Origin of the sequence: Streptomyces sp. NPDC088350 (assembly GCF_044753545.1) — a bacterium.
Classification (GTDB): Bacteria; Actinomycetota; Actinomycetes; order Streptomycetales; family Streptomycetaceae; genus Streptomyces.
This window is the reverse complement of sequence record NZ_JBIVNL010000002.1, coordinates 432,247-451,889: the sequence shown is the minus strand read 5'-3', so window position 1 is coordinate 451,889 and position 19,643 is coordinate 432,247. Positions and strand designations below refer to the sequence as shown.

Below are 19,643 nucleotides of genomic sequence, written 5' to 3'. Positions count from 1 at the left end.
TGACCGGTCGGTACCCGAGTACTGTCATGGACAGTGGCCTGTCCGCTCCCGACCATCCGTGACTGCATACGCACGCATCCGACCGTCCGATGACGAGGAGCGCGACGTGACGAACGGCGGTACGTCCCCCTCCGACGCCGCCGTGCTCGCCCGGGGACGGAAGCTCCTGGCCCTCGCCGGGGACGCGCGGGGCCGCGACTCGGCCGAGGAGGCCCGGACCCTGGCCCTGCGGGCCGCCGCCGACCTGGAGCGGGGCGTACGGCTCACCGGCGGGACGGGGGCACCCTCCGCCGTGCGCTGCCGGGCCCTGCTCGACCTGGCCGAGGCGCGGGCGGTCGCCGCCGCCGACAAGGGGGCGACCGGAGTGCTGGAAGCGCTGCACGAGGCGGTGGAGGCCGTCCGGGACGTGGGCCCCGACTTACGGGTCCTGGCCCTGCGCCGGCTCGCCGAGGCGCACAGCGCCCGCTACCGCTACACGGCCGACCCCGCCCAACTCGACGCCGCCGACCGGGTGTTCGCCCAGGCGCAGGCCCTGGTGCAGCGCGACGACCCGGTCCGGGCGGAGCTGCTGGCGGGCCGGGGCGAGGTGCTGCTGGCCCGGGCCGAGAGCGGCGGCCAACTGCCGGTGGCCGCCGCGGCGGTGCGGGAGCTGCGCGCGGCGCTGGCCCTGACCGCGAGCGGTGATCCGCGCCTGACCGACCGGCAGTTGCTGTTCGGGCGGGCGCTGCGCCAGCATCACACGGCGGGCGGGGCGGCGACCGATCTGCACGAGGCCGAGTGGATCCTGGCCCGCGCGGCACGTGGCGCGCGGGCGGACCGTGCCGCCGCGCTGGCCTGGCTGGAGCGCGGTGAGGTGCTGCTGACGCTGGCCGGGGCGACCGGGGCGCCGGAGTGGCTGGACCTGGCGGCCGAGTCGTACCACCACGGTGTGCGCAGCGCGGTCCGGGCCGGTGAGCCGCTGCTCGCCGCGCAGGCGCACCACCAGCGCGGCGGGGTCCTGGAGCGGACGGCCGGTCCCGCGCGGGCGCTGCGGTCGTACCAGGCGGCCTGGGAGCAGTGGCAGCGTGCCGGGGCGGCGCACGGACCGCAGGCACAGTCCACGTTCGAGCGCATGACCGCGCTCGGCGCTACGTCGTAGAGGAGTGCAGGGTGGCGGACTTGGCCGAGGACCGGCGGGGCGTGGGACACGCACCGGGCGAGCCGGACGCGCGTCCGGCGGACGCGCCGCTGCCCGACTGGACCGGGGTCGATCTGACCGCGCTGCGGGCCCGGGTGGACCATCCCGTGCTGGGCGCGGTGCTGGCCACCCTGCTGGCCCGGTCCTGCCATCCCGACGGGGGCCTCGTCGCGTATCACGAGGACTCCCCCGGGGCAGAACGATAGGGGCGGCAGAGCGCCGGCCACCGGGAGGCGATGCCGTGCACATGGCGCCGGACCACAGCTTACGGACGGCCAGGGACCGGGAACTCGCGCCGTGGCCGCACGCCGTGCTCGACGTGCCGGCCCTGCGGCGCGCGGGCCACCGGCCCTTCCCCTTCCGGCAGTTCGTCCTCAAAGTGCACGGCCGCTGCAATCTGGACTGCACCTACTGCGTCATCTACCAGGGCAAGGACGCCGGTTGGCGCGACCGTCCGGCCCGGGTGAGCCCGCTGGTGATGCGGCGGACGGCGCGCCGGATCGCCGAACACGCCGTCGCGCACCGGCTGTCCGAGGTGCGGATCGATCTGCACGGCGGCGAGCCGCTGCTGTCCGGGGCCGACACCGCGCTCGCCTACACGGCCGCCGTGCGCGCGGCGCTGCCGTCCCGCACCGCGCTGCGGACCACCGTGCAGACCAACGGCACCCTGGTCACCGAGCGGACCCTGGACCGGCTCGCCGACGCGAACATCCGGGTCGGGCTGAGCCTGGACGGCGGCACCGCGGTACTGAACCGGCGCCGGGTGGACCACGCGGGGCGGCCCTCCTGGCCGGCCGCCGCACGGGCCGCGCGTCTGCTCGCGGACCGCCCCGAGCTGTACGCCGGGATCCTGTGCGCCATCGACCTCACCGGCGATCCCGAGGACGTGTACTCCTCGCTCGCCGAACTGCGCCCGCCCCGGCTCGACCTGCTCCTGCCGCACGCCAACTGGTCCAGCCCGCCCCCGGGTCTGGCCGCCCGCCCGCCGCACCACGCGCGCGCCCAGCGGGCCGTCCCCACGCCCTACGGCGACTGGCTGGCCACCGCCTTCGACCTGTGGTGGGACGGCCCGCCGGACGGAACGCGGCCGCGGGTAAGGCTGTTCACCGAGATCGTCGCGCTGCTGCTCGGCGTCCCCAGCGCCACCGAGTCCGTCGGACTGTCGCCGACCTGTGCGGTGGTGGTGCACACCGACGGCGCCGTCGAACAGATCGACTCCCTCAACCTCGCCTACGACCGGGCCACCGCCACCGGGCTCGACGTGTTCGGCGACAGCTTCGACGAGGCGCTCGACCATCCCGGGATCGTCGCCCGTCAACTCGGCGTCGAGGGGCTCGCGGACGAGTGCCGGGCGTGTCCGGTCGGGCGGGTGTGCGGCGGCGGCAACTACGGGCACCGCTACTCCGCCGGGACGGGCTTCCTGCACCCTTCCGTGTACTGCGCGGATCTGGAACAACTGGTGCGGCACGCGGCCCGGCGGTTGAGTGCCGTAATGCCCGAGGACTGACTCCGCATCGACTATCGTGCACGCGAAACATGCCAGACATTGCCAATTCGCCTATTTCGGTGTAGGGGGAGACGGTCGGATGACCGACAAGTCCAAGGGCGCCGAGTCCCACGAGCACTTCACCATCAGCTACGCGGGATTCAACCGGCCGTGGGCTACCTGGATCGCCCACCAGCTGGAGCAGTTGGGGCACGCGACGACCCTGCTGCGCTGGGACCCGCCGAGGCGGATGTCGCTCGCCGAGGCGCTGCGCACTCTGCTGGAGGCGCCGGGCCGGGTGCTGCTGGTCCTCGACGACTGGTACTTCTCGCTGGGCCCGCGCACCGACGCCGAGTGGACACAGGCGCTGCACGAGGTGGTGCCGGCGCACGTCGACCGGTTCTCCGCCGTCAGCGTGGCCACCCGGGCGCTGCCCGCCACCGCCGCCCCGCTGCGCCCGGTGGATCTGCGCGACCTGGACTCGCGCGAGGCCCGCCGCCGTATCCTGCGCCGCCTGGACCTGGACCCGGCCGCCGTCCCCGGGCCGGTGACCGGCAGCGCGCCGCGCTTCCCGAACGACCCGCCGGCCGTGTGGAACGTGCCGCGCCGCAATGTCCGCTTCACCGGCCGCGACGCCATCCTGGAGAAGCTGCACGCCCGCTTCGAGGAGGGCGGACGCGGCGGCGCCCGGGTCGCGCTGCGCGGTATCTCGGGGGTCGGCAAGAGCCAGATCGCCATCGAGTACGCGCACCGGTTCGGCAACGACTACGACATCGTGTGGTGGGTGGGGGCGCGGTTCCGGGCCCCGGCCCGTGAGCAGTTCGCGCAGCTGGCGCCACGGCTGGAGCTGCCGGTCGGGCAGGAGCTGGGCGAGCGGATCCGCGCGGTCCACGAGGCGCTGCGCACCGGGCAGCCGTACCGTCGCTGGCTGCTCGTGCTGGACAGCGCCGACGACATGGAGCAGATCGAGGACCTGCTGCCGGAGGGCAACGGCCATGTCCTGATCACCACCCTCACCCAGGACTGGGCCGCCTCGGGGAGTGTCACCGAGATCGAGGTGGAGCCCTTCCGCCGTCCCGAGAGCGTGGCCTACGCCCGCCGCCGGGCCCAGCGGCTCACCGAGGGCGAGGCCGACGACCTCGCCGACGCCGTGCAGGACCTGCCGCTGCTGCTGGCGCAGACGGCGGCCTGGCTGGACGCCAACGTGATGCCGGCCAAGGACTACGTGGCGATGATCCGGCGCGGCGAGGCCAGCCAGATCGGCATCCGGATCTCCTCCGACTACCCGATGGGGTTCCAGACCAGCTGGTCGATAACTCTCAACACGCTGCAGGAGAACAACCCCGAAGCGGTCGAACTCCTGCACCTGTTCGCGCTGTTCTCGCCGGACACCATCCCGGTCCGGCTGATGCAGGCCGCCCACCCGTCCGATCTGCCCGCGCATCTGGCCGCGCTCGCCGCCGACCCGATCCGCTGGCACACGGCGCTGCGCAGGCTCTCGGAGTCCACCGCGGTCCGGCTGGACTACGTCGAGTCCTCGGAGGCCGAGCCGGCCGTGGACCGCGTGTCCATGCACCGCCTCTACCACAGCTTCCTGCTCAGCACCCTCACCGAGGACCGCCGCGAGACGCTGTCCACGACCGCCTGCACCCTGCTCGCGGGCGCCGACCCGCGCCGGCCCAACGACACGCGGGAGTGGACCCGTTACGCGGAGCTGATCCCGCACCTGGAGACCGCGGGGGCGCTGGACAGCCGGGAGCCCGTGGTCCGCCAGCTCGTCCTGAACTGCATCGACTACATGCGGGTCCGGGGCGAGAACCGGGCCGCGCTGCGCCTGTGCGAACAGACCGTCGCCCGCTGGCGCACCCGGCTGGAGCCCGACGAGCGGGACATGCTGGTGCTGACCCACGACCACGCCAACATGCTGCGGCGCAGCGGTCGTTACCGGGAGGCGGAGGCCGTCGGCCGGGCCGTCCTGGACCAGCTCACGGAGACCCGCGCCGCCGACGACCCCGATCTGCTGCGCGCCAAGAACGGCCTCGCCGGCACGCTGGTGTCGCTGGGCCGCTACGACGAGGCCCACCAGATGTTCGAGGAGTGCGTCCACGCGTACTCCGACACCCTGGGCCCCGAGGCCCCGCGCACCCTCCAGGACCGCGGCAACCTCGCCGTCGTCACCAGCCTGCTGGGCCGCTACGAGGAGTCGCTGCTGCTGCACCGCGACATCCTGCTGATCCGCGAGCGGCTGCTGAACCCGCGCCACCATCTCACCCTGCGCTCCGGCATGTTCTACGCCTGGATGCTCAGGCTGCTGGGCCGGTACGCCGAGGCCACCTCACGGCAGGAGCTCAACGTCCGCGCGCACCGGCAGGCGATGGACCGGTTCACCCCGCAGACCCTGTTCGCCGAGCACAATCTGGCGCTGTGCATGCGGCGCACCGGTGATCTGCTGGGCGCCGAGTCGCTGATGCGCAGCGTGGTCGAGCGGTTCGTGCAGCGGCAGGGGCCGCGCCATCCCGACGCGCTCCTGGTGCAGGCCGACTTCGCGACCTTCAACCGCGAGCACGGCAATCTGGAGCAGGCCCGCGAGATGGCGGCCACCGTCGCCGAGGACTACGCCAGGCTGGTGGGCCCCGAACACCCGTACGCGGTGGGCACGATGGGCAATGTCGGGCTCGCCCTGTGGGAGTACGGGGAGCGCGACGAGGCGCTGCGGATCGCCGAGCAGGCCCTGACCAGGATGCGGGCCGCGGTCGGTCCCGCCCACCCGTGGGCGCTCGGCGCGGGACTCAACGCGAGCGGTGCGCGGAGTCTGGCCGGCGACGAGGAGGGCGCGGCCGAACTCAGCCGCGTCGTCCTGGAGTCGGCGCGCGCCGCCCTCGGCGAGACCCATCCGCTGACCCTGTCCTGCAAGGCGGCGCTGGCCGGTGACCAGCGCGCGCTGCGGCGCGGCCAGGAGGCCACCAAGCTGGAGAACGAGGCGCTCCAGCAACTCTCCGACACCCTCGGGCCCCAGCATCCGCACACCCTGTCCGTCCGCCGCCGGGAGCGGCCGTACTGGGACTTCGAGCCGCTGACAACATGAGCCCCAGGGGACCAGTAGCATGGCCGAATTCGTTATCCCAAGGGGGACTTCGGCCTTCCTGGAGAGGTAGATCGTGCGGCGAAGAGATGGGGACGGTCCCCCCTGGCCGGGAGAGCGGGGGCCGGGTGGCGCGCTGCCCGACTTCGCGGATCTGGATCTGAAGGCCCTGTCCCGTCAGTCATCGCATCCGGTGCTCGCCGCCGTGGCCGGCGGTCTGCTGCCCCGGATGCTGCGCGGTGAGCCCGCGATGGCGTTCTACGAGGACGGCCCGTACCAACTGTGACCGCCCTGTGGCCCCTTGAGAAACTCGACGTCGCGGCGTTACGGCGGTCCGGGGTACGGGCCGTGCCCTTCCACCAGTTCGTGCTGAAGGTGAACGGCCGCTGCAACCTCGCCTGTTCGTACTGCTACGTCTACGAGGGCGCCGACAGCAGCTGGCGGGAGCGGCCCAACCGGGTCTCCCCCGCCGTCGTGGAGCGCACCGCGGCCCGGATCGCCGAGCACGCCGCCACCCACGGCCTCACCTCCCTTCAGCTCAATCTGCACGGCGGCGAACCGCTCCTGGCCGGGGTGCCGAACCTGGTCGCGCAGGTCGACGCGGTGCGCGAGGCGGTCCGCGCCCGCTGTGGCCGAAGTTGCGCTGTTGACGCCTCCGTTCAGACCAACGGCACCCTGCTCACCGAGCGCGCGGTGGACCGACTCGCCGACGCCGGCGTACGGATCGGGGTGAGCCTGGACGGCGGCACCCCCTGGCTGAACCGGCACCGGCGCGACCACGCGGGCCGCTCCTCGTGGGCGGCGACCGTGGCCGGTCTGACGGTGCTGCGGAGCCGGCCGGAGGCGTACGCCGGGATCCTCAGCGTGATCGACCCGGACTCCGATCCCGTCGAGGCCTACACGTCGTTGACGGCGTTCGAGCCGCCCTCCATGGATCTGCTGCTGCCGCACGCCAACTGGGCGTTCCCGCCCACCGCCAAGGGCCCGCATCCCTACGGCGACTGGCTCGTCCGGGTGTTCGACCTGTGGTTCGACGCGGGTGAACGGGCCGTGCCGGTCCGGCTGTTCCACGAGATCATCGCCCTGCTGCTCGGCGTGCCCGGCCGCGCCGAGGCGGTGGGCAACTCGCCCGTGGTCGCCGTCGTCGTCGACACCGACGGCACCATCGAGCAGGTCGACTCGCTCAAGACCGCCTACGCGGGCGCTCCCGCGACGGGCTGCAACGTCTTCGACCACACCTTCGACGACGTCCTGGACCATCCGGGCGTGGTGGCACGGCAGTTGGGCACCGACGCGCTCGCCCCCACCTGCCGCAGCTGTCCGCTCGCCGAGGTGTGCGGGGGCGGCAACTACGCGCACCGCTACCGCCCGGTCGAGGGGTTCCGCAATCCGTCGGTGTACTGCGCCGACCTGGACCTCCTCATCCGGCACATCGCGCACCGGGTGCGCGGCGCCGCCGACGCCGGTGTTCCGGACGAACCGATCAACGCCCGTTGACCACACAGCTGTTGAGGGGGCGCCAGAATTGGGGAGGGTAAGGAAAGGATTCCGGCTCTCCAACGGGGGAAGTGCTGCATGGCGATCGTGACGAGGGTGGCCGCGGACGGCCCGGACCAGGAACGGCCGATCTATGTGGAGGTCGACACCGCGCCGATGCCCGGCGGTCTCGCCGACATGTACGACGGCATCGACACCCGGGAGGGCGCCGCGGACCGTGTGCTGGCGGTGGCCCGGGACGTCTACAGCGACGGCCTGGAACTGGCCCGGCGCTGCGCCCGGCAGGCGGCGGGCCGGCTGCACGACCTCGGCGAGGGGCTGACCCCCGACGAGGTGGAACTCCAGTTGTCCATCAAGCTCGACGCCGAACTCGGCGCGTTCCTCGTGAAGTCGGGGGCCGAGGCGCAACTCCAGGTGACGTTCCGCTGGACACCGGGCAGCACGTCGTGAGCGGTGCGCTCGACGGCTCGGACGTGCACATCCTGCCGTACAGCCATGTGGTGGGGCAGCACGAGCTGAAGCTCGCCCTCGAACTCAACTACATCGCGCCGCGGATCGGCGGTGTCCTCATCAGCGGTCAGCGGGGCACCGCCAAGTCCACGGTGGTGCGGGCCTTCTCGCTGCTGACGCGGGGCGAGCTGCCGGTGACCCTGCCGATCAACGCGACCGACGACCGGGTACTGGGCGGCTGGGAGCTGGACGCCCTCATGCGGGGCGAGGCCCGCACGCAGCCGGGGCTGCTGGAGGAGGCCGGCGACAAGGGGATGCTGTACATCGACGAGGTCAACCTGCTGGACGACCACATCGTCAACATCATCCTGGACGTCGTCTCCACCGGCGTGCTGTCCGTGCAGCGCGAGGCCATCGACACCGTACGGAACATCGGCTTCGGCCTGGTCGGCACGATGAACCCCGAAGAGGGCGGTCTGCGGCCCCAGTTGCTCGACCGGTTCGGTCTCATGGTCGCCGTGTCCGAACTGGACCAGGAGCAGCGCCGGGCCATGGTCCTGGCCGTGCTGCGCTTCGACGACGCGGCCGGTACGGCCTCCCCCTGGCTGGCCGAGGGCCTCGACCGGGACCGGGAGCTGCGCGAGCGGCTGGACCGGGCCCGGGACGGTGTCCAGGACGTGCGGCTGAGCGAGGACATCGCGAAGCTGTGCGCCGATGTCGCCACCCGGCTGCGGGCCGTGGGCCATCGCGGCGAGGTGGTCACCGCCTGGGCCGCCCGCGCGCTGGCCGCGTTCGAGGAGGCGGACGCCGTGACGGCCGGCCATGTGCGCCGGGTGGTCCCGCTGTCCCTGCGGCACCGTCGGCCGGAGGCGGCGCACGGCGGTCCGGTCGAGTGGACGGCGGAGGAGTCGGAGCTGCTCGACGGGCTGCTGGGATGAGCGCGCCCGCCGAAGGCCGCCCGGCCGGACCCCGGCAGCGCCTGTTACAGGTCCTGGCCTGCTCCGCGCTGGGGCCCGGCCTCGACGGGGTGCTGCTGTTCGACCTGGAGCCGGAGATGGTGGCCCCGGTGACGGACGCGTTCGCCGCCATCCTCCAGCTCCGCGAGCGGCGCCCCGTACGGCGGACGACGCTCGGCTCGGTCACCGGTGACGACGAACTGTGGCTGCGGCCGACGCTGCGCCACGACGGGAACGGCGTCAACTTCTCTTTGGCGCCGGGCCCGTTGGTGGACAACGCGCCCGACTCCTCGATGGTCGTCGTGGTGCCCGACCTGGTCCGGCTCAGCCTGCCGGGCATGCGGGCCGCCGTACAGCTGCTGGGCGCGGACGTCGCGGCGGTGGAGCGGTCCGGTTTCCGGGCCCGCTGGCGGCCCCGGGCCCGCTGGCTGGCGGCCTGCCAGGAGGCGGAGATCGGCCGGCTGTCGCCGCACCTCCTGGACCGCTTCCCGATCCGGCTCAACGCCGCGGGTCTACGGCGCTTCAGCAGCGGTCCCGACCGGGTGCTCGACGCGCTCGACGGACGTGAACCCGAGCCGGGCCTCGGCGAGTTGCCGCCGTCCTGGCGCGGCGCGCTCGCGGCCCGGACGCGTCCGGCGTGCACGCTGACCGAGGAGGCGGCGGCGCACGCCGTGGGCCTGTTCCGCGGGGACACCAGCGGGCGCCGGGCGATCGGCCTGGCGCGTCTCGCCCGCGTACTGGCCGTGGTGAACGGCGCCGAGACCTGCGGCCCCGACCGGGTCGACGAGGCCGCCCGGCTGCTGGGCGTGGCCGCACCCCAGCCGTCCCCGACGGGCAACGGCCGCTCCACCAACGGCACTTCCCTCGCCACCGGCGGCGACACCGACGGCCGGCCGTCACCGCCCGAGCAGCCGAGGACGGACCCGGTGCCCGAGGACAACGCGCCGACGGGTCAGGCGGGCGGTGCCATGGCGCTCCCGGCCGGGCCCGCCGAGGCCCTGGACACCTTCACGGCCGAGACGGGAGAGGGGCAGGGCTCGCCGTTCCCGGAGGACGGCGCGCAGTTCCTGCGGGAGTTCGCGCCGTTGCGGATCCCCTGGCAGCGGCGTCCGGAGCCGAGTTCCGCGCGCGGTCCGGTGATAGGGGTGCGGTCCGCCACGACCCTCCGGGACCTGGCCGTCGTAGCCACCGTCGTGGAGGCCGCCAAGCACCAGAACCTGCCCGGGAGGCGTGCGCTGCGCACGGGCGGGGACGGCCGGCTGGTGGTGCTGCCCGGCGACATCCGCAGCTACGCGCGCCTCCCGGTCGCCGAGCGCATGCTGGTGCTGCTGCTAGACCACACCTGCCGGCGCGGCTGGGACTGGCAGCCGGCCCTCGCCCCCTATCTGCAGTGGGCCTACACCGGACGCGCCTCGGTCTGCCTGGTGGAGGTCGGCAGCCGGGACGCGGCAACCGAGCTGCGCGCCGACCACTTCATCGCCCGCAGTGTCCTCGACCCGCGCGTCGGCGGCGCCCTGCACCGCCGCCCCGGACGCAGCAGCCCCCTGGCCCACGGCCTGACGGTGACCGACCAGTTGCTGCGCCGCGCCTTCCAGCAGCGGTCCAACCTGGTCGAGGCATGGCTCGTGGTCGTGTCCGACGGCCGCGGGAACGTCCCCCTGGACGCCAGCGCGGGCGGCCGACTGCTCGGCCCGGTCCGCCGCACCGGCATCGACGACGCGATCTCGGCCGCCGCCCGCATCGGCGCGATGGGCCGCATGCGCCTGCACTCGGTCGTCGTGGACGCGGCCCGCCAGCCCCACCCCGACCTCCCGTTCCTCCTGGCGGACGCGCTGGGCGGAGTGACGGTGGCGGGGAGGACGACGCGGGGGGTACCGCATGCCCACTGAACGCGCGCCCCATCAGCGCCCCAAAGGGGCGCGAGGCTGTATCGATATGCGGCTCCGCCGCGGGGCGCGACCAGCCACAGCGAATCCGCAGCCGAACAACGACCCCACAAGCCCCCACGAAACCCCGGGAGTGACCCATGCCGCCCGCTGAAGGCCCCCGCGCCCTCGGCGGAGCCGTCCCGCTCGGCCCCGGTGCGCCCGCCCGCAGGCCGGAACCCGAGGCGCTGGCCGCACCGCGCACCGCAGGCATACCCGAGCACGTCGTAGAGCCGTACGAACCCGTACCCCTCGCGGCGACGGCCGTAGACCCGAATGCCCAACTCCCCGTCGGATTCGCGAAGTTGGCAGTCAACCGAGCCTACGACGACCGCGGCCAGGAGGTGTTCTGGCTGACCGGGCACAGCGGTGATCTGGAGCTGTCGCTCGACTCGGAGGACACCCGGCTGCGCCCCAGCGGACTCGCGCTCAGCAACCTGCGCCCCGACGGCTTCCCGCCCACCGAGATCTTCCGGGCCGTAGCCGAATGGTCGGGCCACCAGGAGGACGTCGTGCGCTGGATCAACGAGCTGCGGTCCCGGTTCGGCGGCGATCTGCATCTGGTGATCTGGGACGACACCGACTACGACATCCCGTGGGAGATGCTGCGGCTCACCGGCGGCCGGGATCTCGGCGTCGACGACGGCATCCTCGGCGCGCTGGTGACCGTGGTGCGCTGGACCACCATCCGCGAGGCCGGCCGCACCCCGTTCGACGAACCGGCGGTCTGCTCGGGCCATGTGCTGGGCTACTACGCCGAGGAGATGCGCCGCGACGCCACCGTGTTCGAGAAGTTCGAGCACCGGGGCCACTTCGGCACCACCCGCACCTTCCTCACCGAACTCGCCCGCCCGGGCCTCGGCGCCGGCCTCGTCTACATGGGCTGCCACGCCACCCACGGCCCGAACCTCTACAAACTCAAGCTGGGCACGGTCACCTGGAACGAACTCAACGGCCTCGACATGTCCGCGCTGGACGGCCGCCGCACCCTGGTGTGCCTCAACGCCTGCCACTCCGCGCGGTTCGTGAACAACCGCCCGCTCGGCGAGAACGCTCTGCGCGGCTTCGCCGAACTCTTCCTCCGCAAGGGAGCCGGCGGCTGCATCGCCACCTCCGGCAAGGTCGGCGACGACGTGGCACACGTACTGATCCGCGATCTCGTCGGACGGCTGTGCGCCGACCCCGAACTGCCGGTGGCGCGCGCCCTGCGCGACTTCCGGGCCGCCGCCGTGGCCCGGCTGCCCGATCCGCTGCCGTTCGTCTACGGCGACGACGACCACTTCGACGCCGAGGGCCAGAGGCAGATTCTGCCGATCCTCTACAGCTTCATGTTCCTCTACTTCGGACACCCCTTGACCACGCTCCGGCTCAGCGTCCGTGCGCAGGAGGCGAGGACATGAGCGGCGATCCCGCTGCGTTGATGATCGAGCCCCTCGTGGGCTGGCCCCGCAAGGCCCAGGCAGGACAGAGCTATCTCGTCACCGTCGACCTCAACGGCCCGGCGACGCCCGAGGAGTGGCCCTACGACGAGGAGGAGTTCGACTTCGGCGTGGCCCTGGACGGCTCCCGCCGCTTCGTGTGCGAGGCCCTGAACGAACCCAGTGTCGTCCTGCACCGCTTCGGCGGCACCTACGGCCCGGCCCGCTTCGTGGTCACCGCGAGCCGCGCTCCCGGCCCGGGCACGATCTGGCTGACCATCAGCAACCGCTGGGGCGTACCGGTCCGTACCGTCGAGCTGCCCAGCGAGATCGTCGCGGACGCCGTCGTAGGACAGGGGCACGTCGTGGTGCCCGCGCTGAACGGCAGGACCGCCACCCTGCCGGGCGAGGACACCGCCCCCGGGCACCGCGTCGGACGGCGTCCCGCGTCCGGCGTCTGGTCGCCCCACCACATCACGATCAGCTACGCGGGCACCGACCGGGCCTGGGCCGTGTGGACGGCACGCCAGTTGGAGCGCCACGGCTGCCAGACGCTCCTGATGCGCTGGGACCCGCCGCCCGGGGTGCCGCTGGCCCGGCTGCTGGCCGATCTGCTCACCGCGCCCGGCCGGGTACTGCTGCTGCTCGACGAGGAGTACCTGCGGCTCGGCCACCGCACCGAACTGGAATGGGGCGAGGCGCTGGGCACGGTGGTCGCCGCGGACCCCGACCGGTTCGCCGCCGTGGACCTCTCCGCACGCACCCTGCCGGCCTCGACCGCCGTACTGGGCCCGGTCGGTCTGCGCGAACTGGAACCGGCCGAGGCGCTGCGCCGGCTGCTGGCCACCCTCGATCTGGAGCACGCCCGGCCGCGGCCCGAGGACGACGCCGTCGCCCCGCGTTTCCCGGACGCGCCGCCCGCGGTGTGGAACGTCCCGCGCCGCAACTTCCGCTTCACCGGCCGCGACACGGTCCTGGAAGAGCTGCGCGCCCTCTTCGAGAACGGCCCGCCCTCGGGCGCCCGGGTCGCCCTGCGCGGCATCTCGGGCGTCGGCAAGAGCCAGATCGCCATCGAGTACGCCCACCGGTTCGCCAACGAGTACGACGTCGTCTGGTGGATCAGCGCGAGCTTCCGGGCCACCGCCCGCCAGCAGTTCGCCGACCTCGCCGAACCCCTGGGGCTCACAGCCAGCAGCGCGCTGCCCGAGCGGGTCCGCGCGGTCCGCGAGGCCCTGCGCACCGGCCGCCCGCACCGCCGCTGGCTGCTCGTCCTCGACAGCGCCGACGACCTGGAACAGGTCTACGACCTGCTGCCCGAGGCCGGCGGCCATGTCGCGGTGACGACCCTCACGCAGGGCTGGGCCGCGTCCGGCGGGGTCGCCGAGGTCCAGGTGGAACGCTTCACCCGGGCGGAGAGCATCAGTTACGCCCGCCGGCACGTGGAGCGCCTCACCGAGCAGGAGGCCGACCAACTCGCCGACGCCGTCGAGGACTTCCCGCTGCTGCTGGCCCAGACCGCGGCCTGGCTGGACGCCAACCGGATGCCGGCGGCCGAGTACATCGGGCTGCTGCGCCGGGCCGACGCCGACGAGATCGGCATCCAGACCCTGCCGGACTACCCGATCGGCTTCCAGACCAGCTGGGCCCTCACCCTCGACTCCCTCCAGCAGGACAGCCCCGAGGCCACCGAACTGCTGCGCCTGTTCGCCATGTTCTCGCCCGGCTCGATCCCCGTACGCCAGCTCCAGCGGGCCCGCCCCGGCGACCTGCCGACCCTGTTGGCGAACCTTGCCGCCGATCCGGCCCGCTGGCTGGCCGCGCTGCGCCGGCTGTCGGAGTCGACCGCCGTACGGATGGACTATGTTCAGCCCTCGGACAGCGTCGGCTATGTGGACAGCGTGGAGATGCACCGCCTCTACCACCGCTTCCTGCGCCGCACGCTCACCCCCGGCGAGCGGGACGAACTCTCGGCGGTCGCCTGCCGGGTCCTGGTCTCGGCCGACCCCCGGTCGCCGTCCGAGGTCGACAACTGGCCCGTGTACGCGGAGCTGTTGCCGCATCTGCATCCGTCGGGCGCCCTGGAGAGCCCCGAGGACGCGGTCCGCGACCTCGTGCTCAACTGCATCGAGTATCTGCGGCTGCGCGACGAGGAGAGCACCGGCCTCACCCTGTGCGAACAGGTCCTGGCCCGCTGGCGGATCAGGCTCGCCCCCACCCATCCGTCCATGCTCGTGCTGGTGCACCAGCACGCCAACATGCTGCGCCGCTGCGGCCGTTACCGCGAGGCCGAGGCCGTCGGCCGGTCCGTCGTCGAGCAACTCGCCGAGGAGCGGCCCTCCGACGACCTCGACCTGCTGCGGGCCGAGGCGGGCCTGGGCGGCTCCCTGATGGCGCTCGGCCTCTTCAGGGAGGCGCACCAGCTCTTCGAGGAGGTCTGGCGGGCCTACGACGTCCTCGACGGACCGGAGGCCCACCGCACCCAGGCCTGCCTCAACAACCTCGGTGTCGCCCTCGGCCTCCTGGGCCGCTACCAGGAGGCGGCCGACGTGCACGCCCAACTCCTGGGCCTGCGCCAGCAGTCACTCGGACCGCACCACCAGGCCACCCTCCTCAGCGGCCTCACCTACGCCCGCTCGCTGCGCCTCCTGGGCCGCCACCGGGACGCCGCCGCGCTCCAGGAGACCAACTCCGGGCTGCACCGGCAGACCATGGGCGACCACCATCCGCAGACCCTGGCCGCCCTGCACAACCAGGCCCTGTGCCTGCGTCGTTCGGGCGACGTCCCGGCCGCCGCCGACCTACTGCGCGGCCTGGTCGAGCGGTGCCGGAACCTCCAGGGCGTCCGGCATCCGATGACCCTGATGGTCCAGGCCGACCACGCCTCCTTCCTGCGCGCGCACGGCGATCTCACCGAGTCCGCCGAGCTGACGGACACGGTGGCCGACGGCTACCGGCATCTGCTCGGCGACGACCACCCGTACACGGTGGGTGTCCTGGGCAACCGGGGCCTGCTGCTGTGGCTCGGCGGCGACCGGGCCGCCGGTGCGCGGCTGATCGAGCAGGCGCTGCGGGGCATGACGAACGCCGTGGGCGACGACCACCCGTGGACCCTGGGCTGCGCCCTGAACGCGGCGGCGGTCCGCCGGCTGTCGGGGCGGCCGGACGAGGCGGCCGCACTGCGCCGGGACACCCTGTCGCGGGCCCGCCGGGCCGTGGGCGACGGCCATCCGCTCGTACGGGCCTGTGAGGACGCGCTGTCGACGGGAGCGGAGGAGCCACCCGGTTGGGACTTCGAGCCGCAGCCCATCTGAAGCGGCGTGCCTGAACCGCCTTTCCGGGGCGGAGCATTGGGGTGCGGCCTGAGAGCGCTGTGCGCAACCTGTGAGTCCGCTGATTCTCATCGGCCGCTCAGTGAAGGCTCAGCAACGCCACAGACGGGGACCGGAAAGTCACCGTCATGAACGAACAGAACGCGGGAGGCGTCCGGCAGCGGTCGGTCGAGGTCGTGGTGCCGGTGTACAACGAGGCGCACGTCCTCGCCGACAGTGTCGGCCGTCTCCACGCATACCTCGAAACGTCCTTCCCGTTCCCGTTCACGATCACCGTGGCGGACAACGCGAGCACCGACGGCACCTGGCAGGAGGCGCTCGACCTCACCCAGCGGCTGCCGCACGTGCACGCCGTGCACCTCGACGCCAAGGGCCGGGGCCGCGCGCTGAAGCAGGTGTGGAGCGCGTCCGAGGCGGACGTCGTCGCGTACATGGACGTCGACCTGTCCACCGGTCTCGAAGGCTTCCTGCCCCTGGTCGCCCCGCTCCTGTCCGGCCACAGCGACGTGGCCATCGGCAGCCGTCTGCACCGGCAGTCGGCCGTCCGGCGCGGCGCCAAGCGGGAGTTCATCTCCCGCTCCTACAACCTCCTCCTCAAGGCAGGCCTCGCGGCCCGCTTCTCGGACGCGCAGTGCGGCTTCAAGGCCGTGCGCACCGAGGTGTTCCGGGCGCTCGCCCCGCACATCGAGGACACCGCCTGGTTCTTCGACACCGAACTGCTGGTCCTCGCCCAGCGCAACAGACTCCGTATCCACGAGGTCCCGGTCGACTGGATCGACGACCCCGACAGCCGCGTCGACATCGTCCGTACCGCCCTCGACGACCTCAAGGGCATGCGCCGCATGTTCAAGCGGACGATCACCGGCCGCGCCCGCATCGCCGCCGTACCCCACCGCACCCGCACCACCACCCCTGTCCTGCCCGTCGGGGCACCCGCCACTTCCGCGGAACACCTGGAGTACGCGTCATGACGACCCTCGCCCCGCCCCCCGGTCAGGAGAGCGCCCGCCGCTCGCACCGCGCGGGCCCGCCCGCCGACGGCGGCCTCAACTCCCGTGCCAGAAGGCTCTTCACGGGCCCGGAGGACGACCCGCGCTGGGCCCGGCCCGTCCTGTGGGGCATCCTGCTCCTCGCCACGGCGCTCTACGCCTGGAACCTGACCTCGATCACCGGCAACACCTTCTACGACGCCGCCGTCTACAGCGGTACCAAGAGCTGGAAGGCGTTCTTCTTCGGCGCGCTCGACTCCGGCAGCTTCATCACGGTCGACAAACCGCCGTTCGCGCTCTGGGTGATGGGCCTCTCCGCCCGCGTATTCGGTTACGGCACCTGGCAGTTGATGCTCCCGATGGTCGCGGCCGGCACCGGCTCGGTGGCCCTGCTGTACCGGAGCGTCAAGCGGGAATTCGGCGCGGTCGCGGGCACGATCTCGGCGGTGGTCCTCACCCTCACCCCGATCACGGTCGCCATCACCCGTGACACCAACCCGGACCCGATCCTCGTCCTGCTGATGATGCTCGGCGCGGTGGCCCTCCTGAAGGCCGTGCGCAACGGGAAGTTGATGCCGCTGGTGTGGTCGGCGGTCGCGATCGGCTTCGCGTTCAACACCAAGATGATGCAGGCGTACGTCGTCCTGCCCGCGTTCTTCCTCGTCTACCTCTGGGCCGCCAACGCCTCGCTCGGCAAGCGGATCCGCAACCTCGCCGTCGCCACCGTCGCGCTGGTCGTCTCCAGCGCCTGGTGGATGGTGATCGTCGACCTGATCCCCGCGTCCTCCCGCCCCTACATCGGCGGCTCGACCGACAACACGGTGTGGGACCTGGTCATCGGCTACAACGGCTTCGGCCGTATCTTCGGCGCCAGTTCGTCGGTCGGCTCGCAGGGCAACGGGGCTTCGTTCGGCGGCAGTTCGGGCCTGTACCGGATGTTCAACGAGATCATGGGCGGCCAGATCTCCTGGCTGATCCCCTTCGCGGCGATCGCGCTCATCGGCGGCCTGGTCCTGCGGGGCCGCGCTCCCCGCACCGACGCCAAGCGGGCGGCGCTCATGCTCTGGGGCGGCTGGTTCGTCCTCCACTTCCTGACCTTCTCGCTCGCCGAGGGCACCTTCCACCCGTACTACGTCACCGCCATGGCACCCGGTATCGCGGCCCTGGCCGGTGCGGGCGGAGTGCAGCTGTACCGCGCCTTCCGTGAGGGCGCGGCGGCGAAGTGGGCCTGGGTACTGCCGGTCGCCATCGCGGCCAGCTCCGTCTGGGCGGTCGTCCTGCTCCAGCGCGTCTCCGGCTCCGGCACGGTGTACACGGTCGCGGAGATCGTGGTCGCCGTGGCGGGCATCGCCTCCGTACTCGGCCTGCTGGTCGGCCGGTTCACCCGGCGCCACCGCCTGATGGGCTTCGCGGCCCTCGCCGCGGTCGTCGCCCTCCTCGCCGGCCCCGCGGCCTACTCGGTCTCGGCGGCGACCTCCTCCACCAACGGCACCAACCCGACGGCCGGTCCCAGCACGGGTGGCGGTATGGGTGGCGGCGGCGGCATGGGCGGCGCGCCGAGCGGCGCCAAGTCCGGTACGAAGCCCAGCGGTTCGGGTACCGGCAAGATGGGCACGCCGCCGTCCGGTGGCACGGCCCCCTCGGGTACGGGCAGCAGCAGCTCCTCGACCGGCGAGTCCACGTCCGAGTCCGGTACGCGGCAGGCCGGCGGTGGCGGTACGGGCGGCGGTACGCAGGTCTCGTCCGCGATGATCACGTACCTCAAGAAGCACCAGGACGGCGCCACTTGGCTGCTGGCGGTGTCCACCGACCAGACGGCGTCCTCGATCATCCTGGAGTCGGGGCAGCCGGTGATCTCCATGGGCGGCTGGTCCGGCAGCGACAACGCCATGACGCTCGCCAAGCTCAAGAGCCTGGTCAAGTCGGGCAAGCTCCACTACATCATGGTCAGCAGCACCGGCGGCCAGGGCACCAACTCCGAGATCACGACCTGGGTCAAGGCCCACGGCACGGCGGTCTCCGCCTACAGCGGCCTGTACCGTCTGGACGCGTCCGACGTCAGCTGATCCACTCCCTGAGCCACATGTCCCGACAGGAAGGGCCGCCGGTAACCCGGCGGCCCTTCCGCTTGTCGTGGATGCGGGAGAGTCGCTAGGCCGCCACCGTCGCGACCGGGAATCCCGGCGTACGGCGGACCCGTCGGTCGGCGTCGACCGCGAACACCTCGCAGCCGGGGCGGGCGGCGGCCCAGTCGACGCCCTCGGGGCCCATCGCGAAGGCCGCGGTCGCCGTGGCGTCGGCCTCGGTGAGAGAGGCGGCGACGACGGAGACGCTGAGCAGTCCGGTCGCGGGAGTGCCGGTGCGGCCGTCGACGATGTGGTCGCCGCGCTCGTAGCGCGCGGAGGTCGCCACCGCCCCGTCGGTCAACTCCAGTACCGTGCACAGCTGGTCGGCGTGCTCGGGGTGCCGTACGCCGACCCGCCACGGACCGCCGGCCACGACCACGTCGCCGCCGGCGTTGAGGATGAAACGCCGGGCGCCGGCGGCGGTGAGGAGTTCCGCCGCCCGCTGCACCGACCAGCCCTTGACGACCGCGCAGGGGTCGAGGGGCCGGCCGGGCAGGCGGACGTCGAAGGCGCCGCCGGTCGCGATCCGGTACTGCTCACAGAGGTCGAGGACCTCGGTCAAGTCCGCGCTGAGGTCCGGGAGTTGCAGCTCACCGCGGTCGTAGCGGCAGACCTCGCTGTCCGGGCGGAACGGGCTGAAGCGGGCGTCGACCTCGCGCAGCCACGCGAACAGCGCGTCCGCCGCCTCGTCCCCGATGCCCTCGTCGTCGGCCCGCAACGACACCGGGAACCCCATCACGTGCTCGACTCGCCGCATCTCACGCGCCCTTGGCGTCGATCGCGGCCTGGAGCGACTGGACGTAGGCGTCGCTGGTGATCGTGGCGCCGGACACCGTGTCGATCTTCGCGCTCTGCGCCTTGAGGGTCTCCTCGATCAGCACCGGAACGGCCGCCTTGGTCTGCGGGTGGTCCGGCTGCTGGAGCATGCTCACGGCACTGATCTTGTCGCCCTCGAAGGTCACCCGCACCTGCACGGTGCCCTTGTCGGTGTTGATCGCGGTGCCCTGGACGACCTTCTTCGCGGAGGCGGCGGCCGACGAGGAGGGGGACGCCGACGAGGAGGACGACGAGGTGGCCGTAGGGGTCGGAGTGGGTGTCGCGACCGACTCCGTAGTCGTCGTGGTGGTCGTTCCGATGGACGGCTCGTAGCGCCACACGGGGATCAGGCCCGCGACGGACAGCACCAGGACAGGTATGACTCGCTTCAC

At 72.8% G+C, this 19,643-nt stretch carries 15 protein-coding genes; 13 read left to right on the top strand and 2 right to left on the bottom strand.

Annotated elements, in window-relative coordinates:
* The first annotated feature begins 106 nt into the window (after positions 1-106).
* From ACIQBL_RS07210 to ACIQBL_RS07150, 13 genes are all read left to right on the top strand, one after another.
* Complete coding sequence (locus tag ACIQBL_RS07210; protein ID WP_401937807.1) at positions 107-1,138, top strand: hypothetical protein; 1,032 nt, start codon at positions 107-109, stop codon at positions 1,136-1,138.
* 11 nt (positions 1,139-1,149) lie between these two features.
* Positions 1,150-1,383, top strand: a complete 234-nt coding sequence (locus ACIQBL_RS07205) for a YxD-tail cyclophane-containing RiPP peptide (protein ID WP_401937805.1) — start codon at positions 1,150-1,152, stop codon at positions 1,381-1,383.
* A 41-nt stretch (positions 1,384-1,424) separates the two neighbouring features.
* Positions 1,425-2,684: an FxsB family cyclophane-forming radical SAM/SPASM peptide maturase gene (locus ACIQBL_RS07200; RefSeq protein ID WP_401938918.1), complete on the top strand. Its 1,260-nt coding sequence runs from the start codon at positions 1,425-1,427 to the stop codon at positions 2,682-2,684.
* Positions 2,685-2,763: 79 nt separating this feature from the next.
* On the top strand, positions 2,764-5,748 hold the full coding sequence (gene fxsT / locus ACIQBL_RS07195) for an FxSxx-COOH system tetratricopeptide repeat protein (protein WP_401937803.1): 2,985 nt from the start codon (positions 2,764-2,766) through the stop codon (positions 5,746-5,748).
* A gap of 73 nt (positions 5,749-5,821) precedes the next feature.
* Positions 5,822-6,031, top strand: a complete 210-nt coding sequence (locus ACIQBL_RS07190) for a YxD-tail cyclophane-containing RiPP peptide (protein WP_401937801.1) — start codon at positions 5,822-5,824, stop codon at positions 6,029-6,031.
* 5 nt (positions 6,032-6,036) lie between these two features.
* Positions 6,037-7,242, top strand: coding sequence for an FxsB family cyclophane-forming radical SAM/SPASM peptide maturase (locus tag ACIQBL_RS07185; protein WP_401938915.1), 1,206 nt, complete (start codon positions 6,037-6,039; stop codon positions 7,240-7,242).
* 78 nt (positions 7,243-7,320) lie between these two features.
* Positions 7,321-7,692, top strand: coding sequence for a CU044_2847 family protein (locus ACIQBL_RS07180; protein ID WP_401937799.1), 372 nt, complete (start codon positions 7,321-7,323; stop codon positions 7,690-7,692).
* Positions 7,689-8,630, top strand: a complete 942-nt coding sequence (locus ACIQBL_RS07175) for an AAA family ATPase (protein ID WP_401937798.1) — start codon at positions 7,689-7,691, stop codon at positions 8,628-8,630. Before ACIQBL_RS07180 ends, ACIQBL_RS07175 begins: the two co-directional genes overlap by 4 nt.
* On the top strand, positions 8,627-10,537 hold the full coding sequence (locus ACIQBL_RS07170; protein WP_401937797.1) for a magnesium chelatase: 1,911 nt from the start codon (positions 8,627-8,629) through the stop codon (positions 10,535-10,537). Before ACIQBL_RS07175 ends, ACIQBL_RS07170 begins: the two co-directional genes overlap by 4 nt.
* 137 nt (positions 10,538-10,674) lie before the next feature.
* The gene (locus ACIQBL_RS07165) at positions 10,675-11,973 is read left to right on the top strand and encodes a CHAT domain-containing protein (protein ID WP_401937795.1); all 1,299 of its coding nucleotides are present in this window, start codon (positions 10,675-10,677) and stop codon (positions 11,971-11,973) included.
* Positions 11,970-15,302, top strand: coding sequence for an FxSxx-COOH system tetratricopeptide repeat protein (fxsT, locus tag ACIQBL_RS07160; protein WP_401937792.1), 3,333 nt, complete (start codon positions 11,970-11,972; stop codon positions 15,300-15,302). The genes ACIQBL_RS07165 and fxsT (ACIQBL_RS07160) overlap by 4 nt, the downstream gene beginning before the upstream one ends.
* Positions 15,303-15,448: 146 nt before the next feature.
* Positions 15,449-16,291 (top strand): dolichyl-phosphate beta-glucosyltransferase, encoded by an 843-nt coding sequence (locus ACIQBL_RS07155; RefSeq protein ID WP_401937791.1) that lies wholly within the window; start codon positions 15,449-15,451, stop codon positions 16,289-16,291.
* Complete coding sequence (locus tag ACIQBL_RS07150; RefSeq protein ID WP_401937788.1) at positions 16,288-18,375, top strand: ArnT family glycosyltransferase; 2,088 nt, start codon at positions 16,288-16,290, stop codon at positions 18,373-18,375. Before ACIQBL_RS07155 ends, ACIQBL_RS07150 begins: the two co-directional genes overlap by 4 nt.
* A gap of 85 nt (positions 18,376-18,460) precedes the next feature.
* Here ACIQBL_RS07150 and ACIQBL_RS07145 read toward each other — a convergent pair whose 3' ends face one another.
* Positions 18,461-19,192: an FAD:protein FMN transferase gene (locus ACIQBL_RS07145; protein WP_401937786.1), complete on the bottom strand. Its 732-nt coding sequence runs from the start codon at positions 19,190-19,192 to the stop codon at positions 18,461-18,463.
* A gap of 1 nt (position 19,193) precedes the next feature.
* Positions 19,194-19,643, bottom strand: a complete 450-nt coding sequence (locus tag ACIQBL_RS07140) for an FMN-binding protein (protein ID WP_401937784.1) — start codon at positions 19,641-19,643, stop codon at positions 19,194-19,196.